Source organism: Mucilaginibacter sp. P4_D1 (genome assembly GCF_056401935.1).
The window spans coordinates 13,136-33,675 of record NZ_JBFUIJ010000014.1 but is presented as its reverse complement, the minus strand read 5'-3'; the positions used below and the strand labels follow the sequence as shown (position 1 = coordinate 33,675).

General features: G+C 42.9%; 11 protein-coding genes and 1 tRNA gene. 7 read left to right on the top strand and 5 right to left on the bottom strand.

Features of this window, described 5'->3' with window-relative positions:
* Positions 1-176: 176 nt before the first annotated feature.
* The 5 genes from AC1DV1_RS14360 to AC1DV1_RS14340 all read right to left on the bottom strand — a co-directional run bounded on the left by AC1DV1_RS14360 (position 177) and on the right by AC1DV1_RS14340 (position 10,382).
* Complete coding sequence (locus AC1DV1_RS14360) at positions 177-3,740, bottom strand: VCBS repeat-containing protein (protein WP_477360284.1); 3,564 nt, start codon at positions 3,738-3,740, stop codon at positions 177-179.
* A gap of 74 nt (positions 3,741-3,814) precedes the next feature.
* Entirely contained in the window at positions 3,815-5,374 is a 1,560-nt protein-coding gene (locus AC1DV1_RS14355) for a RagB/SusD family nutrient uptake outer membrane protein (RefSeq protein ID WP_477360282.1), read from the bottom strand.
* 21 nt (positions 5,375-5,395) lie between these two features.
* On the bottom strand, positions 5,396-8,557 hold the full coding sequence (locus AC1DV1_RS14350) for a SusC/RagA family TonB-linked outer membrane protein (protein WP_477360280.1): 3,162 nt from the start codon (positions 8,555-8,557) through the stop codon (positions 5,396-5,398).
* 979 nt (positions 8,558-9,536) lie between these two features.
* Positions 9,537-9,609 (bottom strand) — tRNA-Met (locus tag AC1DV1_RS14345).
* 155 nt (positions 9,610-9,764) lie between these two features.
* Positions 9,765-10,382 (bottom strand): C40 family peptidase, encoded by a 618-nt coding sequence (locus AC1DV1_RS14340; protein ID WP_477360278.1) that lies wholly within the window; start codon positions 10,380-10,382, stop codon positions 9,765-9,767.
* Positions 10,383-10,612: 230 nt separating this feature from the next.
* Between AC1DV1_RS14340 and AC1DV1_RS14335 the strand changes: the two genes are divergently transcribed.
* The 7 genes from AC1DV1_RS14335 to AC1DV1_RS14305 all read left to right on the top strand — a co-directional run bounded on the left by AC1DV1_RS14335 (position 10,613) and on the right by AC1DV1_RS14305 (position 20,535).
* Complete coding sequence (locus AC1DV1_RS14335; RefSeq protein WP_477360276.1) at positions 10,613-11,209, top strand: TlpA family protein disulfide reductase; 597 nt, start codon at positions 10,613-10,615, stop codon at positions 11,207-11,209.
* Complete coding sequence (locus AC1DV1_RS14330; RefSeq protein ID WP_477360274.1) at positions 11,157-12,773, top strand: PAS domain-containing protein; 1,617 nt, start codon at positions 11,157-11,159, stop codon at positions 12,771-12,773. The genes AC1DV1_RS14335 and AC1DV1_RS14330 overlap by 53 nt, the downstream gene beginning before the upstream one ends.
* A 454-nt stretch (positions 12,774-13,227) precedes the next feature.
* On the top strand, positions 13,228-14,052 hold the full coding sequence (locus AC1DV1_RS14325; protein ID WP_477360272.1) for a M57 family metalloprotease: 825 nt from the start codon (positions 13,228-13,230) through the stop codon (positions 14,050-14,052).
* Between the two features lie 87 nt (positions 14,053-14,139).
* Positions 14,140-16,932 (top strand): S8 family peptidase, encoded by a 2,793-nt coding sequence (locus AC1DV1_RS14320; protein WP_477360270.1) that lies wholly within the window; start codon positions 14,140-14,142, stop codon positions 16,930-16,932.
* A 141-nt stretch (positions 16,933-17,073) separates the two neighbouring features.
* Positions 17,074-18,498: an inorganic phosphate transporter gene (locus AC1DV1_RS14315; RefSeq protein ID WP_477360268.1), complete on the top strand. Its 1,425-nt coding sequence runs from the start codon at positions 17,074-17,076 to the stop codon at positions 18,496-18,498.
* A gap of 10 nt (positions 18,499-18,508) precedes the next feature.
* Positions 18,509-19,330, top strand: a complete 822-nt coding sequence (locus AC1DV1_RS14310; RefSeq protein ID WP_477360266.1) for a universal stress protein — start codon at positions 18,509-18,511, stop codon at positions 19,328-19,330.
* A 98-nt stretch (positions 19,331-19,428) separates the two neighbouring features.
* On the top strand, positions 19,429-20,535 hold the full coding sequence (locus AC1DV1_RS14305; protein ID WP_477360264.1) for a metallophosphoesterase family protein: 1,107 nt from the start codon (positions 19,429-19,431) through the stop codon (positions 20,533-20,535).
* Positions 20,536-20,540 lie beyond the last annotated feature (5 nt).

The following is a 20,540-nucleotide window of genomic DNA, read 5'->3' as shown; positions in this document are numbered from 1 at the left end:
CCCGCTATGGTTCGACRRGCTCACCATGACAKCCCTTTTTTACGATGTCATTCCTCCTTCAGARTTTCGCGAAATTTTACCACTCAGCGTGCCGTGAACGATGATCAGAGTTGCCCTGGTTGAAGTACCTTTGTTAAAATAGCCAACCAACTAATCGCCCTGCGGCGATATTTGATTTAGAATTTAAAAAGCCTGCTTGTCCCTGAGGTGTTTTTTATTGATACCTGTGCTATTTTATCGTTAATAAGAATAAACCTGGACGATTGGGAAAGAAACGAACTGCCATAGTAAAATTCCTGTTTAGCCTGGCTGCCATTTTTGTATGTTATAACAGCGCTTTGATCTGTATCATCTAATTTTAACATAGATACTTTAGCATTTAATTGAAAAATCTGGAGCGGCCCTAAATGTTCGCTTGCCGCCATCAGATAATTATTGTTTGCACCCTTTAATTTTACAAGGGCTTTTCCATCTCCTGGTAAATATATCCCACTGCGCGCAATTGATATGGGCGCAAAATTACCCTTGCCGTTACCCTTCAGCAGTAAGCCATTTAAGGCATCATACCTGCCAATAGAAACGTCGGTGCCAAAATCATTTCCATTGATCAACAGATCGAGATTGCCGTCCGCGTCAAAATCGTCGGCCACCATCCCATTCAATACAGAAACCTGCGCTTCAACTGGCAGGGGAATTATCGTGAATTTACCTTCGCCATCGTTCCTGAAATAGCAGGACCTTAACTCGGTGGCTTTAAGCCGTAACGCATTTTTCATTTGATCGGCGCTCAGCACATCTTGCATCGTAGCCTCGGCGTATGAATGATAATTGGTGAATTTGGCACGCAGGGTTATCATTTGCTTAATAGCATCCTCCCTTACATTTGCCGGGTATTCCCGTTTAACGTCGTCTTTACCCGGCAGGTACAATGATGGAAATGCATCAAACCGGTTTCTCTTGTCAAAGTCGCCTGCTGTAATAAAGGCCGGGAATTCGTCACTGGCCTGGTAAAGGGTATTGAGGCCGGTATTACCCACTATGTAATCCATTCTGCCTGTATGCCTGAAATCGCCCGCAACTATTGAGTTCCACCACCCGGTTTTATTGCTAAGGCCGGTTTTGGTTGTGACGTTAACAAATTTACCGCCTGTGTTTTTCAGGACGGTTAGCGGCATCCATTCTCCTGCCAATATCAAATCTGTTTTACCATCGTTGTCAAAATCACTAAAAATGGCATCGCATATCAACCCTATCTTTTTTAAGTCTGGGGCAACTTCACCAGTTACATCTGTGAATTTTACTTTTCCGTCCTTTGTGTCATTTCTTAAAATATAGCTATTCACCGGTTCGGGGTATCTCCATGGCTCCACCCGTCCCGAAATAAACAAATCTAATTTGCCGTCGTTGTTAAAGTCAAAAGCCCTTACACACAACTTACTTTTAAAACAGACCGGCAACGCATCTTTTGCAAGCGCAAAATGGCCTTTGCCGTCGTTAATATATAAGCGGTCCTGGTATGCCAGATCGTTTGCGGCTGTCTTATAACCACTGCCGGTAATTAGTACATCAGGAAATCTATCGCCGTTTGAGTCGAAAATCAGAATTCCGCCATCAAGATAGGGGTGCTCATATTTCTTTCCTTCTAAAAGGCCCCGTTGTATAAATGTGCCGTTCTTTTGTTGAAAAAAAATCTGAGCCGGATTTTTCAAATTTCCACCGACAACTATATCATCTAAKCCATCACTGTTAATATCGCCGACTGACAGCGCCGGATTATATTCTGAAAGTTTATGCGGCAAAAGCTTTTGAATATTAAAGTCTGTATAATCTGTGTCACGATGAATGTATTTAACAGCGCTTTTGCCGGTGATATTGGTAAATAACGGGCTTTTTAGTTGCCCCGGATTTGCCCATGTATAGGTTTGGCCGGCATTATTAATGTTTGCAGCCAAAGTTTGATCGGCAGCTACATTTAAAAATGTTTGCCTGTATTTGTTGGGCCATTTAACAACTACCGAATCTATGGTTTTGCATTTGCCTAACCCAAAATGTGCTATAGGCTGAATACTGGTAAGATAGCCCCGGTAAGGGTTGTTTTCATAAACCTGGTGTAAACCGTGTTGGTAATATATATCAACAAAGGTTCCAATTCCCTCTACATTCTGATTTGGGCCCTTAAATTGTATGTTGAGGTAGTGCTGCACGTTTTCCGCGTCCTCGCCGGCGGTATTTTTATAAATTAACGCCTCGTCATTAATATTATTAATCACAAGGTCCATTGCACCGTCATTATTCAGGTCGGCATAGGCTGCACCATTTGAAAATGAGGGGATACCCAGGCCCCAATCCAGGCTCACATCCTTAAATTGCAAACCATCCTGGTTACGGAAGCCGTAATTGTGAATTTTAACTGATGGTATCTGCTTGAGAACTTCCTTCTTTGGCGTTATTAAAAATGCATTGGATCTGTAAGCGATAAAATCATGATCTGTAACATCGCGCGGGTAACCGTTGGTAACAATAACATCCCGGTAACCGTCATTATCAAAATCGGTTACCATCGGGGTCCAGCTCCAGTCTGTTTGGGCTACGCCGCTTAAAAAGCCAACCTCGCTAAATGCCGGGGGGCCAACCTGGTTATTTTCTCCCATAGATGGACCCTGGTTCAGCTGTAATGTGTTTCGGACGTATTGATATTGATAGCCATAATGGTCGAAATTTTGAATGGTATTATAGCTGCTCGGTCCCGACATCATTTTTTTTCGGTAATTATCGGCAGGGCTCATGTCCAGTTCAAATATATCGGCCAGCCCATCATTGTTGATGTCCTCAATATCCTGTCCCATGGCATTGAACGAGGTATGTTTAAAATACGACTTCGACTTATCTGTAAAGGTGCCATCATGGTTATTGATGTACAGGATATTGTTAGATAGGAAGTCGTTGGTAACATATATATCTTTCCAGCCATCAAGGTTAATATCAGCTATAGTTGCAGCATGCCCGTAACCTTCAATCTTGATGCCGGCTGCTAATGACACATCTGTAAATACAGGGTGCTTAAGTTTCGGGTCCCAATCGTTCCGGTACAATCGTCCCATGCTTCTGCCGGTGCCGGTAATATTAATCGGCCTGAATTGGTTGGGAAACTCAGCTGGGTTTGGCTCGTTAACGGTTAAGTACATGTCAAGGTCGCCGTCATTATCATAGTCAAAGAAACTCGCCATCGTCGAGAATAGCCGAATATCAAGGCCGTATTCCTTTGCCTCCTCGTTAAATACAGGAATACCATCCTTATTGATCCCCTTGTTTACATACAGCAGGTTTTGCCTTTTTTGAGGATCGTTGGAAAACGAATTACATACGTATATATCGGGCAAACCGTCGTTATTGATATCAATTACAGCAGCACCCTTTCCCCAGCGTCCCTTACCATCTACCCCTGCTATTGCAGTAGCATTGTCAAACCTGAAGTTCCCCTTGTTGATATATAGCTTATTGGGCACCATATTGCCTACAAAGTAAATATCCTGTAATCCATCGTTATTAAAATCGCCTATGCCTACGCCTCCGCCATTATATACAGTAGCGTTATCAATGGGGTTAATGGAGTCGTTTTCTGTGATCAGGTTATTAAACACAATACCCGAGCCGGAAGATGGCACTTGCACAAATAGCGTATGCTTTTTACACGACCAAAGTGATACAGCAATGGTAAAACCTATGAGGAGCCTCTTCATAAAATGTAATTTAAATATAAGAAAAAAGCAGGCGGCTTTTAGGCCGCCCGCTTTTAAATTAACTGCAAAATAAATTAATAGCCTGGGTTTTGATGACCGCTAACTAATGGGTTATTATCCAGTTCGGCTTGAGGTATAGGTAATAATTCGTCTCTGTTGGCATGGAATCCGGCAATAGGCTCGGTGGTAAAATACCCTTTCTTACGCCATCTTAAAATATCGATGTTACGTACTTCTTCATCGCCCAGCTCTACCATTTTTTCGTGCATGATGGCTTTAACCACGTCGCTTTTGGATGTTACCGGGAATTGAGCTGTTGGATAAGGAGGCATGGCAACATCTGCTCTTGCACGCACCTGGTTAAGGTAAGCTACGGCCCCGGCAATATCGCCGGTTTCATTAGCACATTCGGCAAGGTCAAGCAAAATTTCTGAGTAGCGTATAATGCGCTGGTTGTTACCACCCGGGTGGAAACCAGCAGTTGCGGCGCTTTCCTGGTAAATGATCATGAATTTACGCCAGCTTATCTTTTTGGTAACACCGTTAAGAACCGAGGAGTTACCATTTTGATCAGCATCGGTTAAAGTGCTTTGACCATTGTTATACTTGTCGCCGGATTGATAAACGCTATACGAGAAACGGGGGTCTGTTTTCACAGCACCCGTTGCCGCATTTTCAAATTCATTAAGGTATTTGTTTGAGGGGATAAGATTTCTCCATGCAACAGGGTTATATTCCTGGTTTCTAACTGTTGCCTGGTCCTCGGTTGCACTTTCGCCACCCCAGTTGTAACCGTTAGTTCCCTTATCTACAAATACAACTTCAAAAATAGACTCCTGGTTAAATTCAGTTGCTAACTCAAAATTATCTAAATAGCGTGGAGTTAAGGAATAGCCATCGGCCCCGGAGGTAGGTATCTTAAGCAATGCGGCTTTAGCGGCGGCATAATCACCTTGTTGCATTAGTACCCTGCCAAGTAAAGCATTAGCGGCAGCTGCTGTGGCCCTTCCCTTATCAGTAGATGATTTACCCGGAAGTGCTGCTGCAGCATCTGTAAGGTCCTGAACAATCTGTGCATATACGGCAGCAACATCGGCACGTGGCTTAAAGTCTGTTGGGCTTTTTGGCACTGATGTTACCAGTGGCACCCCGCCCCACATACTAACCAGGTCAAAGTAAGCCCATGCGCGCAAAAATTTTGCTTCGCCTACTGATTTTTTAGCGTCTGCTGCGTCATCGGTAACATTTGGCGCATTATCTGTAACAACATTTGCACGGAAAATTACCGTGTACCAGCCGTTCCATACAGAGTTCATCACCGAGTTTGTAGGGTCATCGGTATTGTTAAGCAACTGGAGTCTTGGGGCTTCCAGTTGCCCGCCGCCTGGTGCTACCTCGTCGCTTCTTGTATCGTGCAGGTAAAACCATTCCCGAGATACCAGGTTGTTTTGATGCATAACCGCATAAATGGCATTAACTCCCGACTTTAATTGCGCTGCTGTTTTATAATAGTTGGCTGTAGTAAGGTTATTTGGATCAGAAGTATCCAGTGCTGTTTTTTTACAGGATAATGCGATCACCGTTATCGCTAATAAAATAACGGTTGACAATAAATAAATTTTTCTATGTTTCATAATATATCAATTTAATGATTGTTAAAATGTTGCCTGTAAACCTACCTGGAACACCCTTGGCGAAGGATATTGGCCATAGTCTATACCGTTTGTAAGCGTTCCGTTTTTGGAACCCACCTCTGGATCAAGCCCGGTGTATTTTGTAATGGTGAACAGGTTTGTTGATGATAAATAGATCCTCACTTTGCTTACTAAATTGCTGCTGGCCGATTTAAGCCACGGCGTTGGCAAATTGTAACCTAACTGTAGGTTTTTTAAACGAAGGTATGAGCCGCTTTCAACCCAGCGGGATGATGGCCTTACATTCGAGTTCGGATCTCCTGAAATTGCCCTTGGGATATTGGTATTGGTGTTGGTGGTTGTCCAGGCATTTAGCACTGCAACATCTGAGTTAAATAACCTCGACATGCCCTGAGAGATGATTTTCTCGGCGTTGAATATTTTATTGCCATACACGCCCTGGAAAAATAAGGCAAGGTCAAAGTTCTTGTAACTGGCAGAGTAATTTAATGAATAGGTAAATTTAGGGAGGTAACTGCCCAGGTTAACCCTGTCATTAGCATCAATTACATGATCATTATTAATGTCCTTAAATTTCAGGTCGCCCGGTGCTGCACCTGTTTGAGTTGCGTGGCCGCTTACATCAGCTGCATTTTGGAATATGCCCTCTACCACATAGCCGTAGAAATACTGGATAGATTGACCAATCGAGGTATTGGTAAGCGGACCGCCGCCACCAAAATCAGCATCACCGCCTGCAGTTATAGTACCATTTGCTGCGCCTGTTAACGAGGTAACCTTATTTCTGCTTAATCCAAATACGCCTGTGATATCATATTTGAAGTCGTTGGATGTTTTATGATAACCTAAAGTTATTTCCACCCCTTTGTTTTCCATCGAGCCAACATTTGCCAGCGGGGCGCCAACACCTTCGCTTGGTGGTACCGGTACTGTTAAGATTAAGTTTTCAGTTTTTCTTTTATAAACCTCGGCCGATAGGGTAAACGCGTTTTGAAATAAGCCCAGGTCGAAACCAATGTTTGTTGATTTGGTTATTTCCCAATGAAGAAAATAATTACTTAATGCACTGTAGTAAGAACCGTTACCTGAGTTGGCACCAGTTGCCAGGTTGCCAAACGGATATGTTGTGCCGCCTGCAGATACATTGGAAACGTAAGGATAATTTCCCAAAACGGTTCCGTTTATCCCGGTAACACCATAACCGCCGCGTATCTTCAGTTCACTTACCGATTTTACATCCTTCATGAAGCTTTCCTGATCAACTTTCCAGCCTACTGAAGCAGCAGGGAAATTTTCATATTTGTGACCGGGGGCCCAAACCGATAAGCCATCGCGGCGTATTGAACCGGAAATTAAATACTTCCCTTCAAAATCATACCCAACCCTGCCTACTAATGAATGAAGCACGTTTGTGCCATAAGTGTAATTGGTGGTGGTGTTTGTGGCGTTGTTAAGCGTGCGAATAGTGTTGTTGTTTTGGTTACCAAAAGAGTTTTGACTATCGCCGCGGTTGGTTTGCACTTCGTAAACTGCCAGGGCCGAAACGTGGTGTTTGCTGGCAAAAGTATGGTCGAAGGTTAATTGTTGTGTATACAACGTAGTGGTACCCGATCCGGTATTTTCGGTTATAGATGCAAGCGGATTGCTTGAGGTACCACCATCATTATATATTGGGGTATACTGCTCCTGCCTGTTGGTTCCGTAATCAATACCATAGGTTGAATTGAATTTAAGCCATGGCGTAAACTTAACCGTTAAATAAGCGTTACCGCGTATTCCAACACCAAAATTCCGGTTTTCGTTAATTAACGCCTGTTCCACCGGGTTTACCGGGTCGGCACCGTCAAAACTGCTTTGAGGGCCAAAGAAACCGCCTTGATTATTCGGATTGTAAACAGGTATGTATGGCTGCATCCTTATTACATTGGTAATAGGCGTTCTGTTGCCTGGGGGAATCCCAAACCGCTGGCGGGTTTCCGAAACATTGAACGTTTCGCCTATTGTTATAAACTTGTTCAAATTATGATCAGAATTCATTCGGTAGCTTTTACGGCTGAAACTTGTTCCTACGGTAATACCATCCTGATTAAAGTAACTGGCAGATGTAAATATGCGCGAATTCTCATTCCCTCCGCTTAACGAAACAGAGTGCTGTTGTACAGGTCCTTTTCTGAAGTAAGCGCTCTGCCAGTCTGTATTGGTTTGGGCGAAGGTTTGCGAAGAGCCCGCGTAAATAGGCTGATTAAAATTTGCCGGTTGTAAACGCGGCGGTATGCCAATGCCGGCTGCACCGTTCAAAGCTCTTTCGTATTGCAGATATTGGTTTGTATTCAGAAGGTCGTACTTTTTAGTAACTCCCTGAGAACCGACATACGAATCGAAGCTTAACACAACTTTACCACTTGAACCCTTTTTGGTTGTAATGATGATAACGCCGTTAGTGGCCCGTGAACCGTAAATCGCCGCGGCGCTGGCGTCTTTAAGTACATCAACTGATTGTATATCTCTTGGATCGAGACTGCCGATTGAACCCGGAAAACCATCAATAATATACAAAGGATCAGACCCATAACCCACAGAACTTACACCGCGTATCTGTACTATAGGCGCCGAACCCGGCGAGCCATTATTGGTAACCGTTAAACCTGCCACCCGGCCTTGTAAAGCCTGATCGACACCGCCAACGGGTAAAGCTGATATTGTTTTGCCACTTACGGACGAAACAGCACCTGTTACGTTAGCACGCTTTTGCGTGCCATAACCAACAACAACAACCTCATTTAATGACCTGGAATCACTCCTTAACGATACGTTAATTACCGATTTGTCGGAAACGGTAATTTCTTTCGGGGCATAGCCTACAAAAGTAAAAACAAGTACCGCCTGGTCGTTGGGTACTTCAATGCGGAATGTACCATTGACATCGGTTCCAACGGCATTGGTGGTGCCTTTTTGGGTAACGGTTACCCCTGGTAATGCTAATCCGGTTTCATCGGTTACCTTACCGGTTATAACCTTGTTCACGTTGGCTTTTATCACATCCGTATACGGCAGATTGGCCGGGCCATTAGCCGCAAACGCGGAACTTATAATAGTAATGCTTATAAATACTATTACAACCGTCATTCTCATGAAAGTACTTAGTAAATATTTTTTTTTCATATTTTGGTTTGTTAATTGAAAACGTTGGTTTAGAAATTGGTAAGATTTAGCGCTTTTATCAAACATGTTCGGCTATTACATATGGTTAACTTATGGATGGATTACACTTACCCACAGTTATAAGTCATATGGTTTAACTACACTCCATTGGTTTAATAAAAGATCGGTTTACTTAAATTAGTGGCTTAACCGGTAGCTGTATCAGGATTGGATTTTTTAGTTATAAGATAGATAACATGGATACCGGTGTAGTTTAATGCGGGTCACAATCTGCAACCGGCAAAACAAAATTTTTAATTTATTCCCTCATAAATATCCCTCATAAAAGGTTTGCAATCGATTGTGAAGCCGGGCCTGTTTGTACGTTTCCTGAATACAACTAATTGTAATAAACAGGCCGATCAAGATTATACCTTAAATCGAAACATTAACAGAACTTGCCGATCGGCTTATTGGTTTATAATTCAGCAGCTATTTAATTAGAATTGTAGCAGCTGTGCAGGAGTAAAATTACTTTTGAAGCAGGTTCAAGTACCCAATTTTTTAACATAAAAACACAACATTTGTCAACTTATACCAAATTCACCCTCAACTACCGTTGTTGCAAAAGTTAAAACGTGATTAGCTTTGGAATAACCTTAATTTTTTTGACTGAAAAATTGGTTGATAGCGGCAACAAAATCTTTGTGATAAGCATGTTTTTTTAAGATGTTGCGGAAACGTTTGCCATCGATTTACAGGCGGGTTTATTATCGCTGGCGATTTTTTTTGAAGTACAAACAGGCAAAAAATACCTTTAAATAATATCGGGTCTATGGCGTTTGATTCTCATAGGGTACAAAGCCGTTTTACGAAAGTAGGGTGGCTTTTTTGTTGGGAGTAGATGTAACCTACATGCACACATTTTATACACGATAGTCCCCGGTTAACCCAAACAAAAAGCCTCAAATCTTTTGACTTGAGGCTTTCGACTTAAATGTAGCGGGAGCAGGACTCGAACCTACGACCTTCGGGTTATGAGCCCGACGAGCTACCAACTGCTCCATCCCGCACTGTTTTGATGGGCTGCAAAGGTATGATAACTTTTGACATTAAGGGCGAGTTTCAGCGATAATATCCCCGGATATTTGTATCCCGTTCGTTTTAAGGTTGTTAATTGTTCCGGGAAAAGTCTTAGTAGATGTTTACCTGCGGCAATAGCTCAAGTTTAACGCGAAGCAGTTTCAGGGTAAGTATAGGCCTGGTTATTATCAGAAAATACACGGATTGTACGCATATAACGGCCCATGTAATAATCATTCATTGTTGTCAGGGTTACACCATTTGCTTCGCCAGATGTGGAATGGATAAACTGAATTGGTTCGCCGGRCATAGATACAATAATGCCGATATGGCCGGCCCTGCGGGTATGTTTTTTGGTACCGGTAAATAATATCAGGTCGCCAAATTTGGCATCCCTTAAATCAACTCCGCCCTGTACATCGGTAAAGTCAACCGAACTCCTGGGGATAGCAATGCCAAAATGATTAAATACATAGTTAACAAATCCCGAACAGTCAAAACCTTTTTCGGGATTGGTTGATCCAAACCTGTACCGGATGCCTTGCAGCGATTTTGCAAAAGTTATCAATTCTTCGGGGCTGGCGCATCCTGTTGAAATGGCTGTGTCAATTACAGGCCTGGTATATACGGTAAAATGTTTATGCCTTTTTGCAGATTTGGTTGTTTTATGATTTTTGCGAACCGCGCGGCGTGTTGCATGCGCAGAGCCATTGGCCGAAATAAGGAAAAATAAGAGGGTAAGGGTTCCCAGATAAAATCGCATCCGTAATGATAGGAAAAAAAACTGTTTTTATCTTTTTTTTGTAATCTTTTTGAAAGTTAGGGAAACTGGGGAGTCTTTGATCGGCTAAATAAAGTACAGTTACCTGTTTTACCAAATATTTGAATTGCCGGCTGGATGTGGCGTATCCATTCTCTGCTGATTATATCGGCGGCTAACTATATCTTATTATAAATAAGTAACTTTTAAACGCCCCTTACGTAAAAAACAGGATGAAAAAGCTGGTGGTGGCTATTTGGTTGATTTTTTTATTTGGCGCGGCCGCAGCTTTATTCTGGTACAATGAATTTGTTTATCAGTTGCCAACCCCGGTACCCAAAAACTATATGCCGGTTTACCAGGGCCAGTTTGTTAGCTTTGGAGGGCAATTAAAAAAGGAAAATAAGCAGCCCGTTTTCCTGCACTTTTTTAACCCCGATTGCGCCTGTTCGCGGTTTAACTTAACTGCTTTTAAATCGCTGGTAAATCAATATGGCAGCCAGGTAAAGTTTGCTGTTGTAGTATTAAATAATAACTATTATACGACCAAACAAATACAGGATAAATTGGGCCTCAGTATTCCGGTGATATTTGATCAATCTATCGCTAAGGCTTGTGGCGTATATTCAACTCCGCAGGCGGTGCTGCTAAATTCGAGGCATGAATTATATTATCGGGGCAACTATAACCGCAGCAGGTATTGTACTAATGAAAAAACAAGCTATGCGGCAATGGCTATAAAAGGAATATTAGGTATGCAACCTAAGCTGGCTTTTAATGAACTTGCGCTACAGGCGTACGGCTGCCGGCTTCCTGACTGTAATAAATGATTATTTAAGTATGCATAACCAACTTTCATTAACCGATCAGCCTGATGCACTCCTTTTTGGGGTAAAAGAACGGTCGGATAAAATAATGAATTATTTTTTGGCCGCTTATTTGCTGGTTGGGCTTTTTTTAGCAAGCTTTTACGATACCTGGCTCATTGCTATCGGAGTAGGGAGTATTTGCCTTGCTGCGTACTATTCTACAAAAATACTGTTGCCGGGTTCAACCCTTTACCAATATGTTTTAAGTGCAATATTGGGTTTATTTATGGCGCAGTTTATTTACCAGATGCACGGGATGTTTGAAATGCATTTTTTTGCTTTCATTGGTTGCGCCGCAATGATCACCTATCAAAACTGGAAACTTCAAATTCCTATAATTGTGGTGGTTGTTATTCACCACGGGCTATTCAGTTATCTTCAGGATGCCGGCCTGCCAGAAATGTATTTTACCCAACTCAGTTATTTTGATCTTCGCACATTTGGTATACACATATTTCTGACAGCAATTATCTCTTTTATTTGCGCCCTATGGGCGTTTCAGCTCAAAAAGTACAACGAATTACAGGTTGGCCAGAGTATAAAAATGACCGAAATGCAAAAGGAGGTACAGTTTACACTTGAGCGAAGACAATTATCTGAAGAGAGAAACAGGATTTTGGAAAGCATAGGTGATGCTTTTTTTGCTGTAAACAATGATTGGACTGTTACCTACTGGAACAATACGGCAGAGAAGGTGCTGAAAACGCCGAGGAATACCATTTTAGGAAAAAATTTATGGGATGTATTTGCAGGTTCGGTAAATTCCGAGTCCTATAACAAGTACCATGAGGCAATGGCGCTTAAACAATATGTGCACTTTGAAGACTATTTTACCCCGTTAGAAAAATGGTACGACATTAGCGCATACCCCACTGAGGATGGCCTATCTGTATTTTTTAAAGACATTACCGAACGTAAAATAGCAAACCTGCTATTACTTGAATCAGAAAAAAGATACAGTGATTTATTTGATTTAAGTCCCTTGCCCAAATGGGTGGTGGATATTGAGACCTTGCGTTTTTTGGACGTAAATGTCGCTGCCATAAAAAAATATGGCTACAGCCGCGATGAATTTTTATCGATGACGATAAGGGACATCAGGCCACAGGAGGATATTGCAAAAGTGGAGAAGCTCATAAAAGAGCCCGGGAATACGGATGGGCTGACTAAAAGGGGAACATTTGTACATAAAAAGAAGGACGGCGAACTTATCCAGGTTGATATTCAGAGTAATTGCATGGATTATAAAGGTAAAAAAGCCAAACTAATTATAGCCCATGATATTACCGACCAGCTGAAACATATCATTGAAATTGAAAAGCAAAACAAAAAACTCAAAGAAATATCATGGATCCAATCGCACATTATCAGGGCGCCGCTGGTGAGGATAATGGGGCTAATTCCGATTATTAAAAATCTTGCCCCGGATGACCCTGAAAGGGAAACGATACTGGAATATTTAGATTTGTCGGCAAATGAATTGGACGACGTGATTAGAAATATAACCCAAAAAATAAGTAGTTAAACGGGAGGCCAATAATTTTTTCACGATTGGCCAAATTCCCAAAAAAACAAGTGAGAGATCATATTAAAAAAGAGGCCATAATCGGCCTCTTTTAGCTTATATCCATTCTTGGACATGGTACGCTATCAAGACTTCTTTTTGCAGACCGGCGTTCGTTAGGGTATTGCTGTGCCCTGTATCTGCTTCCGCTTTGTGCGTTTGTTAATGAATAAGTAATAGCAAATTCACAAATAGCCAAGGGGTTATATGTTTAATTCAGAAAAAAATTAATTGTCATTTTTTGTTTTTTAGAAAAATATAAATTAATTTACGCTTAACTAAAAATTAAAATTGTAATTGAATACAATTAACCGAATAATATAATTACCCGATAAATTATATTTTTTCAATGCTGGCCAGCCAATTGTAGTTTTTAGGAAAACCTTACGAACATAACTTAACACGAAAAACACACATGAAAAACAAAGTATTACTAACAATTGGCCTTGGCGCCGCTGTTGCTGCGTCTGTTCTATTTTCTTGTACTAAAAATAACAGCCAGCCGGCAAAGCAAACAACGGCAGTTTCGGCAGATGTATTAAAGAAAATAAGTGACCTGGGTTTCAGTACAGATGAAGTCAGAAAGCAGGGTGATAATTACCTGGTAGAAGGCGACATCCTCTTAACAGCAGCTAATTTATCAGAAGCAAGTACAAGCCCTAATTTAAGGATTGCCGAGAATGAGCAGTACCGAACCACCAATCTGGTTAAAAGCCTGCCCAGAACGATTACCGTTTCGGTATCAAACCTGCCAACTGTTTATGCAACAGCTACAAGCGCCGCTGTTGCCCGTTACAACGCGTTAAACCTCACCATTAAATTCCAGATTGTAAGCAGCGGAGGCAATATCCAGGTAATAGGTTTTAACGAGGGGCCAAGCGGTGGGTACATTACCCTGGGCTCTTCYGGGTTCCCAACATCAGCCGGCGATCCTTATAACCAAATTCAAATGAATACCAATGCCCAGGCATACGGCACCAATCCCGATGTAAATTACTTAACTTCGGTTTTACAGCACGAAATAGGTCATTGCATAGGTTTCCGCCATACCGATTACATGAACCGCGCATTTAGCTGTGGTGGTCGCAAATCTAATGAAGGAAGTGCTGGTATAGGTGCAATTAACATCCCCGGTACACCAACAAAGGCCGATGCTGGCTCATGGATGCTGGCTTGTTCATCAGGTACCGATCGCACCTTTAACCCGAATGATGTAATAGCTTTAAATTATTTATACTAAACATTTGTAAAGCTATCGGGTATTATATTATTTACCATTATTATAAGGGAGGGCTGTGCTCTCCCTTATTTTTATTAAACTTAAAGCATGGTTAAAAAATTATTGCCTTTTGTTTTTTTGCTTTGTTTTAAGTATTCCTGGTCGCAGCAAACCGCAGGCGACAAAATAATTAAAGACCTTTATTCGGCAGCAGATAAAACATCCACCGCCGATTCTGTAAGTTATTACGTAGTCAAGTTCAATAAACATCCACTGCAGGCAATCGCAAACGTCCGAATTGTAAAAAGGCTGTCATACAGCTATTATGTTGTAGCATCAAATAAGCCCATGCCGCAAACTGCCAATATAGCAGTAGTAAGCCCTGCAAATTCCCTGTGGAAGGCATCAGATAACCTTGCCCTAACTACCCAAAAGCATCCCAAAAGCAGCAGTAAAATTGCTGTTGATATTACCCTGAACAATGTAACGGCCATCAAAGAGGTGGAAAAGTATGGCAGGCTAACCAGCACATATGGCAATAGGGTAACAACCAGTATCCCCATTAATAAGCTAAACGAATTATTACAGCAGCCTTATGTTATTTTTGCAGATAATACCCGCAAGGCGCACGCCGAACTGGCAATTAGCGATATCGACCTGGGCGCAAATACCATCAGTACAATACAAAGCATTTATCCCGGCATTAACGGCCAGGGCATCAATGTAAGTGTTAAAGAAGATAAATACGACAATGATCTTGATCTGCTCGGTCGTACTTTTGAATCTTTCCCTGCCGCAGCTATTACATCCGGGCATGCTACCACCATGGCCACGCTTATTGGCGGTAATGGCAATTCATTTATAAAAGGGATTGGTGCTGCATCCGGGGTGCGTTTTACTTCTGCCGATTTTATCAACCTGTTTCCTGACAGCATTGCTGTTTTTAAAGCTTTTGATATTGGTCTGCAAAATCACTCCTATGGAACCGGCATTGAAAACTATTACGGTGCCGAATCTGTGGCGTATGATGAGCAGGTATGGGCAAATGACAGCATAGTGCATGTGTTTTCATCGGGCAATGTTGGGCTCAATGCGCCTGCTACGGGCGTTTATAATGGTTTAACAGGTGTAGCCAATTTATCGGGCGATTTTAAGCAGGCCAAAAATGTGCTGGTAATTGGCGGAACCGGGCGCACAAACATTCCCGAAGATTTAAGCTCTACCGGGCCCGCCTACGATGGCCGAGTAAAACCCGAGCTGGTGGCCGATGGTGAAGACGGAACATCCGGCGCCGCCGCTCTTGCGTCAGGAACTGTTGCCCTGTTGCAGCAGGCCTATAAACTAAAGCATGGAAGCTTACCCCCTGCTGCTTTAGTTAAAGCAATACTAATTAACTCGGCCGATGATATAGGCAACGCATATGTTGATTTTAAAACCGGCTACGGCAAACTGAACGCCCTGGAAACCATGCGTACCATGCAGGATAACAGGTTTAACAGCGGCACCGTTGGTAATGGAGGTCAAAGCGATTTTTCGGTAGATGTACCTGCGGGCACAAAGGAACTAAAGGTATCCATAGCCTGGACAGATCCTGCAGCCGCGCTAAATGCCCCCAATGCATTGGTTAATGACCTTGATCTGTCAGTTTCCGGCCCCGATGGAAAAATTATTTTGCCCTGGACGCTAAGCAGCTTCCCCTCGCTCGATTCGTTACACAAGCCGGCGCAAAGGCAGATAGATACCATAAATAATACCGAGCAGGTTGCTATTGCAAACCCCGCAGCTGGTATTTACGCTATACACGTAAAAGGCCGCAAAGTACCGTTGGGGCCACAAAAGTTTTATATGGCTTACCAGGCAATCCAGGCAAATAAGTTCGAATGGATTTACCCCGTTGCCGCAAGTCAGCTTTTTGCTGCCGACGATAATTACCTGCGCTGGCAAAGCTCCTTTGATACTGCAACAGGCAAGCTAAGTATCAGCTACGATCACGGAGTTACCTGGAAAGCCATTAATAACGTAACACTGAAAAATAATTATTATAACTGGCAGGCCCCGGATGTATTCAGTACAGCCATGCTGAAAATGGATATTGGCAACAACTCGTTTTTAAGTGCCGACTTCAGTGTCTCTGCCCCGATAGCGTTAAGCGTTGGTTATAACTGTACAAATGGTACTTTGTTGCATTGGTCGCCACAGCAAGGCAGTACAGGCTATGTGGTTTACGCCATAAAAGATGATGTTCTGCAAAAACTAAGTGCGGTAACAGATACATCGGTTATCATCCCCGCAGGGCAGCAAACCTCCAGATATTTTGCCGTAGGTGCTACAGGTAATGGTTTTGAAGGCTTAAAAAGCTATACCATTGATGTTACCACGCAAGGTGTTGGCTGTTATGTGAAAACATTACTGGCAAACATTACTGGCAATAAAGTTTTATTAGATCTTTACCTGGGCAGCACCGTAAACCTAAAATCTATTACCTGGGAAAAAATGACCGGCCCGGCTTCCTTTACGTCAATTGGCACATCGTCTGTTGTAGCAAGCCAACTCAGTTACCAGTTTACAGATGCCGCGCCCAAACCAGTACAATACTACCGGGCCAAACTAACCACCATCGATAACCAGGTTATTTATACCGATACCGTAAAAGCCGTTGTGCTGCAAAACAAGCAATTCGCCGTTTACCCGAATCCGGTCGACAAACAATTTACCATTTTAAGCGGCGACATCAATAATTACGATTTTAAATTATACGATGCCGGCGGCAAACTCAGCATAACCCAAACGCTTAATAACCTGCAAAATACCGTGCCGGTAAACCTTAATCCGGGTATTTATATGTACGTAATATCATTAGCCGGGCATGTGGTGTATAATGGTAAGCTGATAAAGCTGTAGCTAATCGGGATCGATAAAAGCATAAACAATTAAATAACAAATAATTAACCATGAATTGGTATTAAAGCAATGTTTGAAGCTGTTATTTGAGAGCAGGTTAAAAAGCTAAATAAGCCTGCCGGGGTACAAACATAATTTGATATGCATATTTCAATACTTGCAGCCACACTTCCTTTTATTGGCCAGGTTAATTTAAGCGGCTATTTACTGGTTGTCTTTATCGTCTGCATCCTGGCTGTTATCGGGTTCGAGTTTGTGAATGGCTTTCATGATACAGCTAACGCCGTAGCAACAGTAATATACACCAGGGCCCTAAAGCCGGTTTACGCTATCCCGTGGTCGGGCTTATGGAATTTTTTAGGCGTGTTTCTGGGCGGTGTAACGGTAGCCATGGGTATTTTAAAACTGGTACCGCTTGATGCTTTGATGACTTTGCCCGTGAGCGTAGGCGCTTGCCTGGTGTTATCGGTGTTGCTTGCCTCCATCATCTGGAACCTGGGCACCTGGTATCTCGGCATTCCCTGTTCCAGTTCGCATACCATGATTGGCGCAATGATTGGAGCGGGTTTGGCTTTTACCTGGTACTATCACGGCCCGGGCGTAAACTGGGGTAAAGCGGAAGAGATAGGCATGTCGCTTATTTTATCGCCCATAATTGGTTTTGGTGCAGCGGCCCTGCTTATGTTGTTTTTAAAGCATGTAACCAAATCACATGCCTTGTTTCATATCCCAACCGGCGAAAATGACCGTCCGCCAATTTTGATCAGGCTTTTACTCATCACTACCTGTACCCTGGTTAGCTTTTTTCACGGCAGTAACGACGGGCAAAAGGGTGTTGGCTTATTCATGCTTATCCTGATAGCCTTTTTACCAGCCAGGTTTGCTGTTAATCATCATATAAGTAATGATAAAGTTTTGGCGGCGTTTAACCAGGCCAGCCTCGTGATAACTAAAAACACGGCAACAGGCAATGCCCCCAACAGTGAATTTATCAAACTGGCAGCTATAATTGCCCAGGCAAAAGCCTCGCTGGCCGAAAAAAATGAAACAGATGTAGCCAAAACCTATAATTACCGTAAACAGGTAGAAGGAACCGTAAAAGCAATCAGGGCGGTGCTTAAAGACAATAAGATGCAGTTACCCACAAATGACCGGACCACGCTTACATCGGCCTCTGACGAACTGGAGCATGTTACAGATTTTGCGCCGGTGTGGGTAATCGCTATAATTTCCATATCGTTGGGGCTGGGCACCATGATTGGCTGGAAAAGGATTGTAGTTACCATTGGCGAAAAAATTGGCAACGAACATTTAAGCTATGCGCAGGGTGCTACATCCGAAATTGTTGCGGCATCAACCATTGGCCTTAGTACGGCATTTGGCTTGCCGGTAAGTACTACACATGTGCTTTCAAGCGGCATTGCCGGGGCTATGGTTGCTTCGGGCGGTAAAGGCAGTCTTAATAATAAAACAATAAAAAATATTGCGATGGCATGGGTGCTTACTTTACCGGTAGCAATAATTTTAGCATCTTTATTATTCATGTTTTTCCATTTGTTTATTTAAAAGGCCGAAAATGAAACAGATTCTTGTTGCTTCCGATTTTTCAAAAAGCGCTGCCAACGCAATGGCTTACGCTATGGAGCTGGCCGTTGTATTAAACAGGGATGTTTGCGTTATACATGCCATACACCCTACCGAAGGCATTAACAACAGCACTTACAACGCTATTTTTATTGAAGATTATTACAACAACAAAAGGGAGGCATTAAAGGAGTGGGCGGCCGAATTTACCCGGCAGGAAGTGTATGCTTCGGTAAAGGTTAGCACACTTTGCGATGTTGGTTTTTTGAAAAACGTAATAACACGTTATGTTGCTAAAAACCCGGTGGAGCTTTTGGTGATGGGTATAACCGGTGCAACAGGTATTGCCGGTATCGTGGGCAGTAACGCAAGTATGATGGTAAGCCGGGTGAAAACGCCTACCTTAATTATTCCGTTGGAAAGTAAGTTTTCCAGGGTGCCGGTGATTACGCTGGCCACAGACTTTGAAACCCGCCTGTCTGCCGAAGATGTAAACGCGTTGAACGAGATGGTGCAGGCATTTGAATCCGCTAAAATGCAGGTATTGTATGTAGCAGATAAACCCGACGATAAACATATCAAGACAGGAGAGGCAAAATTAAGCGGCTTAATAAAAAATGCCGAACTTGATTTTAACTATATTAACAACAGCAGCGCCATAAACGGCATTGTTGATTTTGTACAAACGCACGAAACCGACATCCTTTGCCTGGTTAAACATCATCATAACATTGTTTACCGGCTATTTACCCGAAGTACGGTAAACCAGGTAATGAATAAATCAGTTAAAGCTATCCTGGTGCTGCACGAATAGCCCGATGGCATAAACCGAAGGTACCCTGCGTTTAAACTTTTGTTCACCCTCAATTTATATTTGTTTGGTATGTTTGGTCTTTCGATGATTAACGCTAAATGATAATATCCCCTAAATATACCACCCCCGTTTTTAAAAAAGATCAGCCCGACGATACCTATAAGTTTTTGCCGCCTCCGTCGCCGTCCGGAAAGTACCCCTACCATTTAAATGTTAACGACATATTGCCTGATATGAACGATAACCGCATGGTATTTCATGTAGTGGGCGATACCGGCGGCTTTCGCGATCCGGATTTTCAGAAAAGGGTACCCAATGCCATGGCTTCCCAGTATCAAACCTCGGAGGCAGCAAACAAACCTTCATTCCTGTATCACCTGGGCGATGTAGTGTATAGCCATGGCGAAGAAAAATATTACAAGAGCCAGTTTTTTGATCCCTATAACAATTACCCCGGCCCGGTATTCGCCATAGCCGGCAATCACGACAGTGACATAAACCCCAATGCCGATAAGCCATACCAAAGTTTGAATGCCTTTGCTGCTGTTTTTTGCGATACCCAACAACGGGCAATACCATTTGCCGGCGACAGCCCGCGGAAAAGCATGGTTCAGCCCAATATTTACTGGACGTTGGATACCCCGTTGGCCACTATAATTGGCTTGCATAGCAATGTGCCCAAATATGGCGTAATAACGCCTGAGCAGCAGGGTTGGTTCCTGCAGGAATTAAAGTCATCTGCACAAAACCATCCGGAAAAGGCATTGTTGGTTTGTATACATCATGCACCATACTCGGCCGATGTTAACCACGGTTCCAGCTTGCCTATGATCGAATTCCTGGAGGGCGCATTTACCGAAACCAATGTTTGGCCCGATATGGTTTTTAGCGGGCACGTGCATAATTACCAGCGTATCAGCAAGCGTTATCCAAATGGTATCAATGTGCCATACATAGTAGCCGGTGCCGGTGGTTTTGATGAACTACATCCTATGGCCCGTACCGATGACGCGCGTTTTAGCGCCGAAAGCGAAGTTCTGAATGGTGCCAAACTGGAGTATTCGTGTGACACCCGGCATGGTTTTGTCAAGGTAACAATGGAGCGCAYTGACAAGGGGTTAAGCCTGTGTGCGGAATATTATACGATACAGGAAAAAGAGGCAATTCTTGTAGATGCCTATAATAAACTTGGGCCGGAGAGGTAATAAAG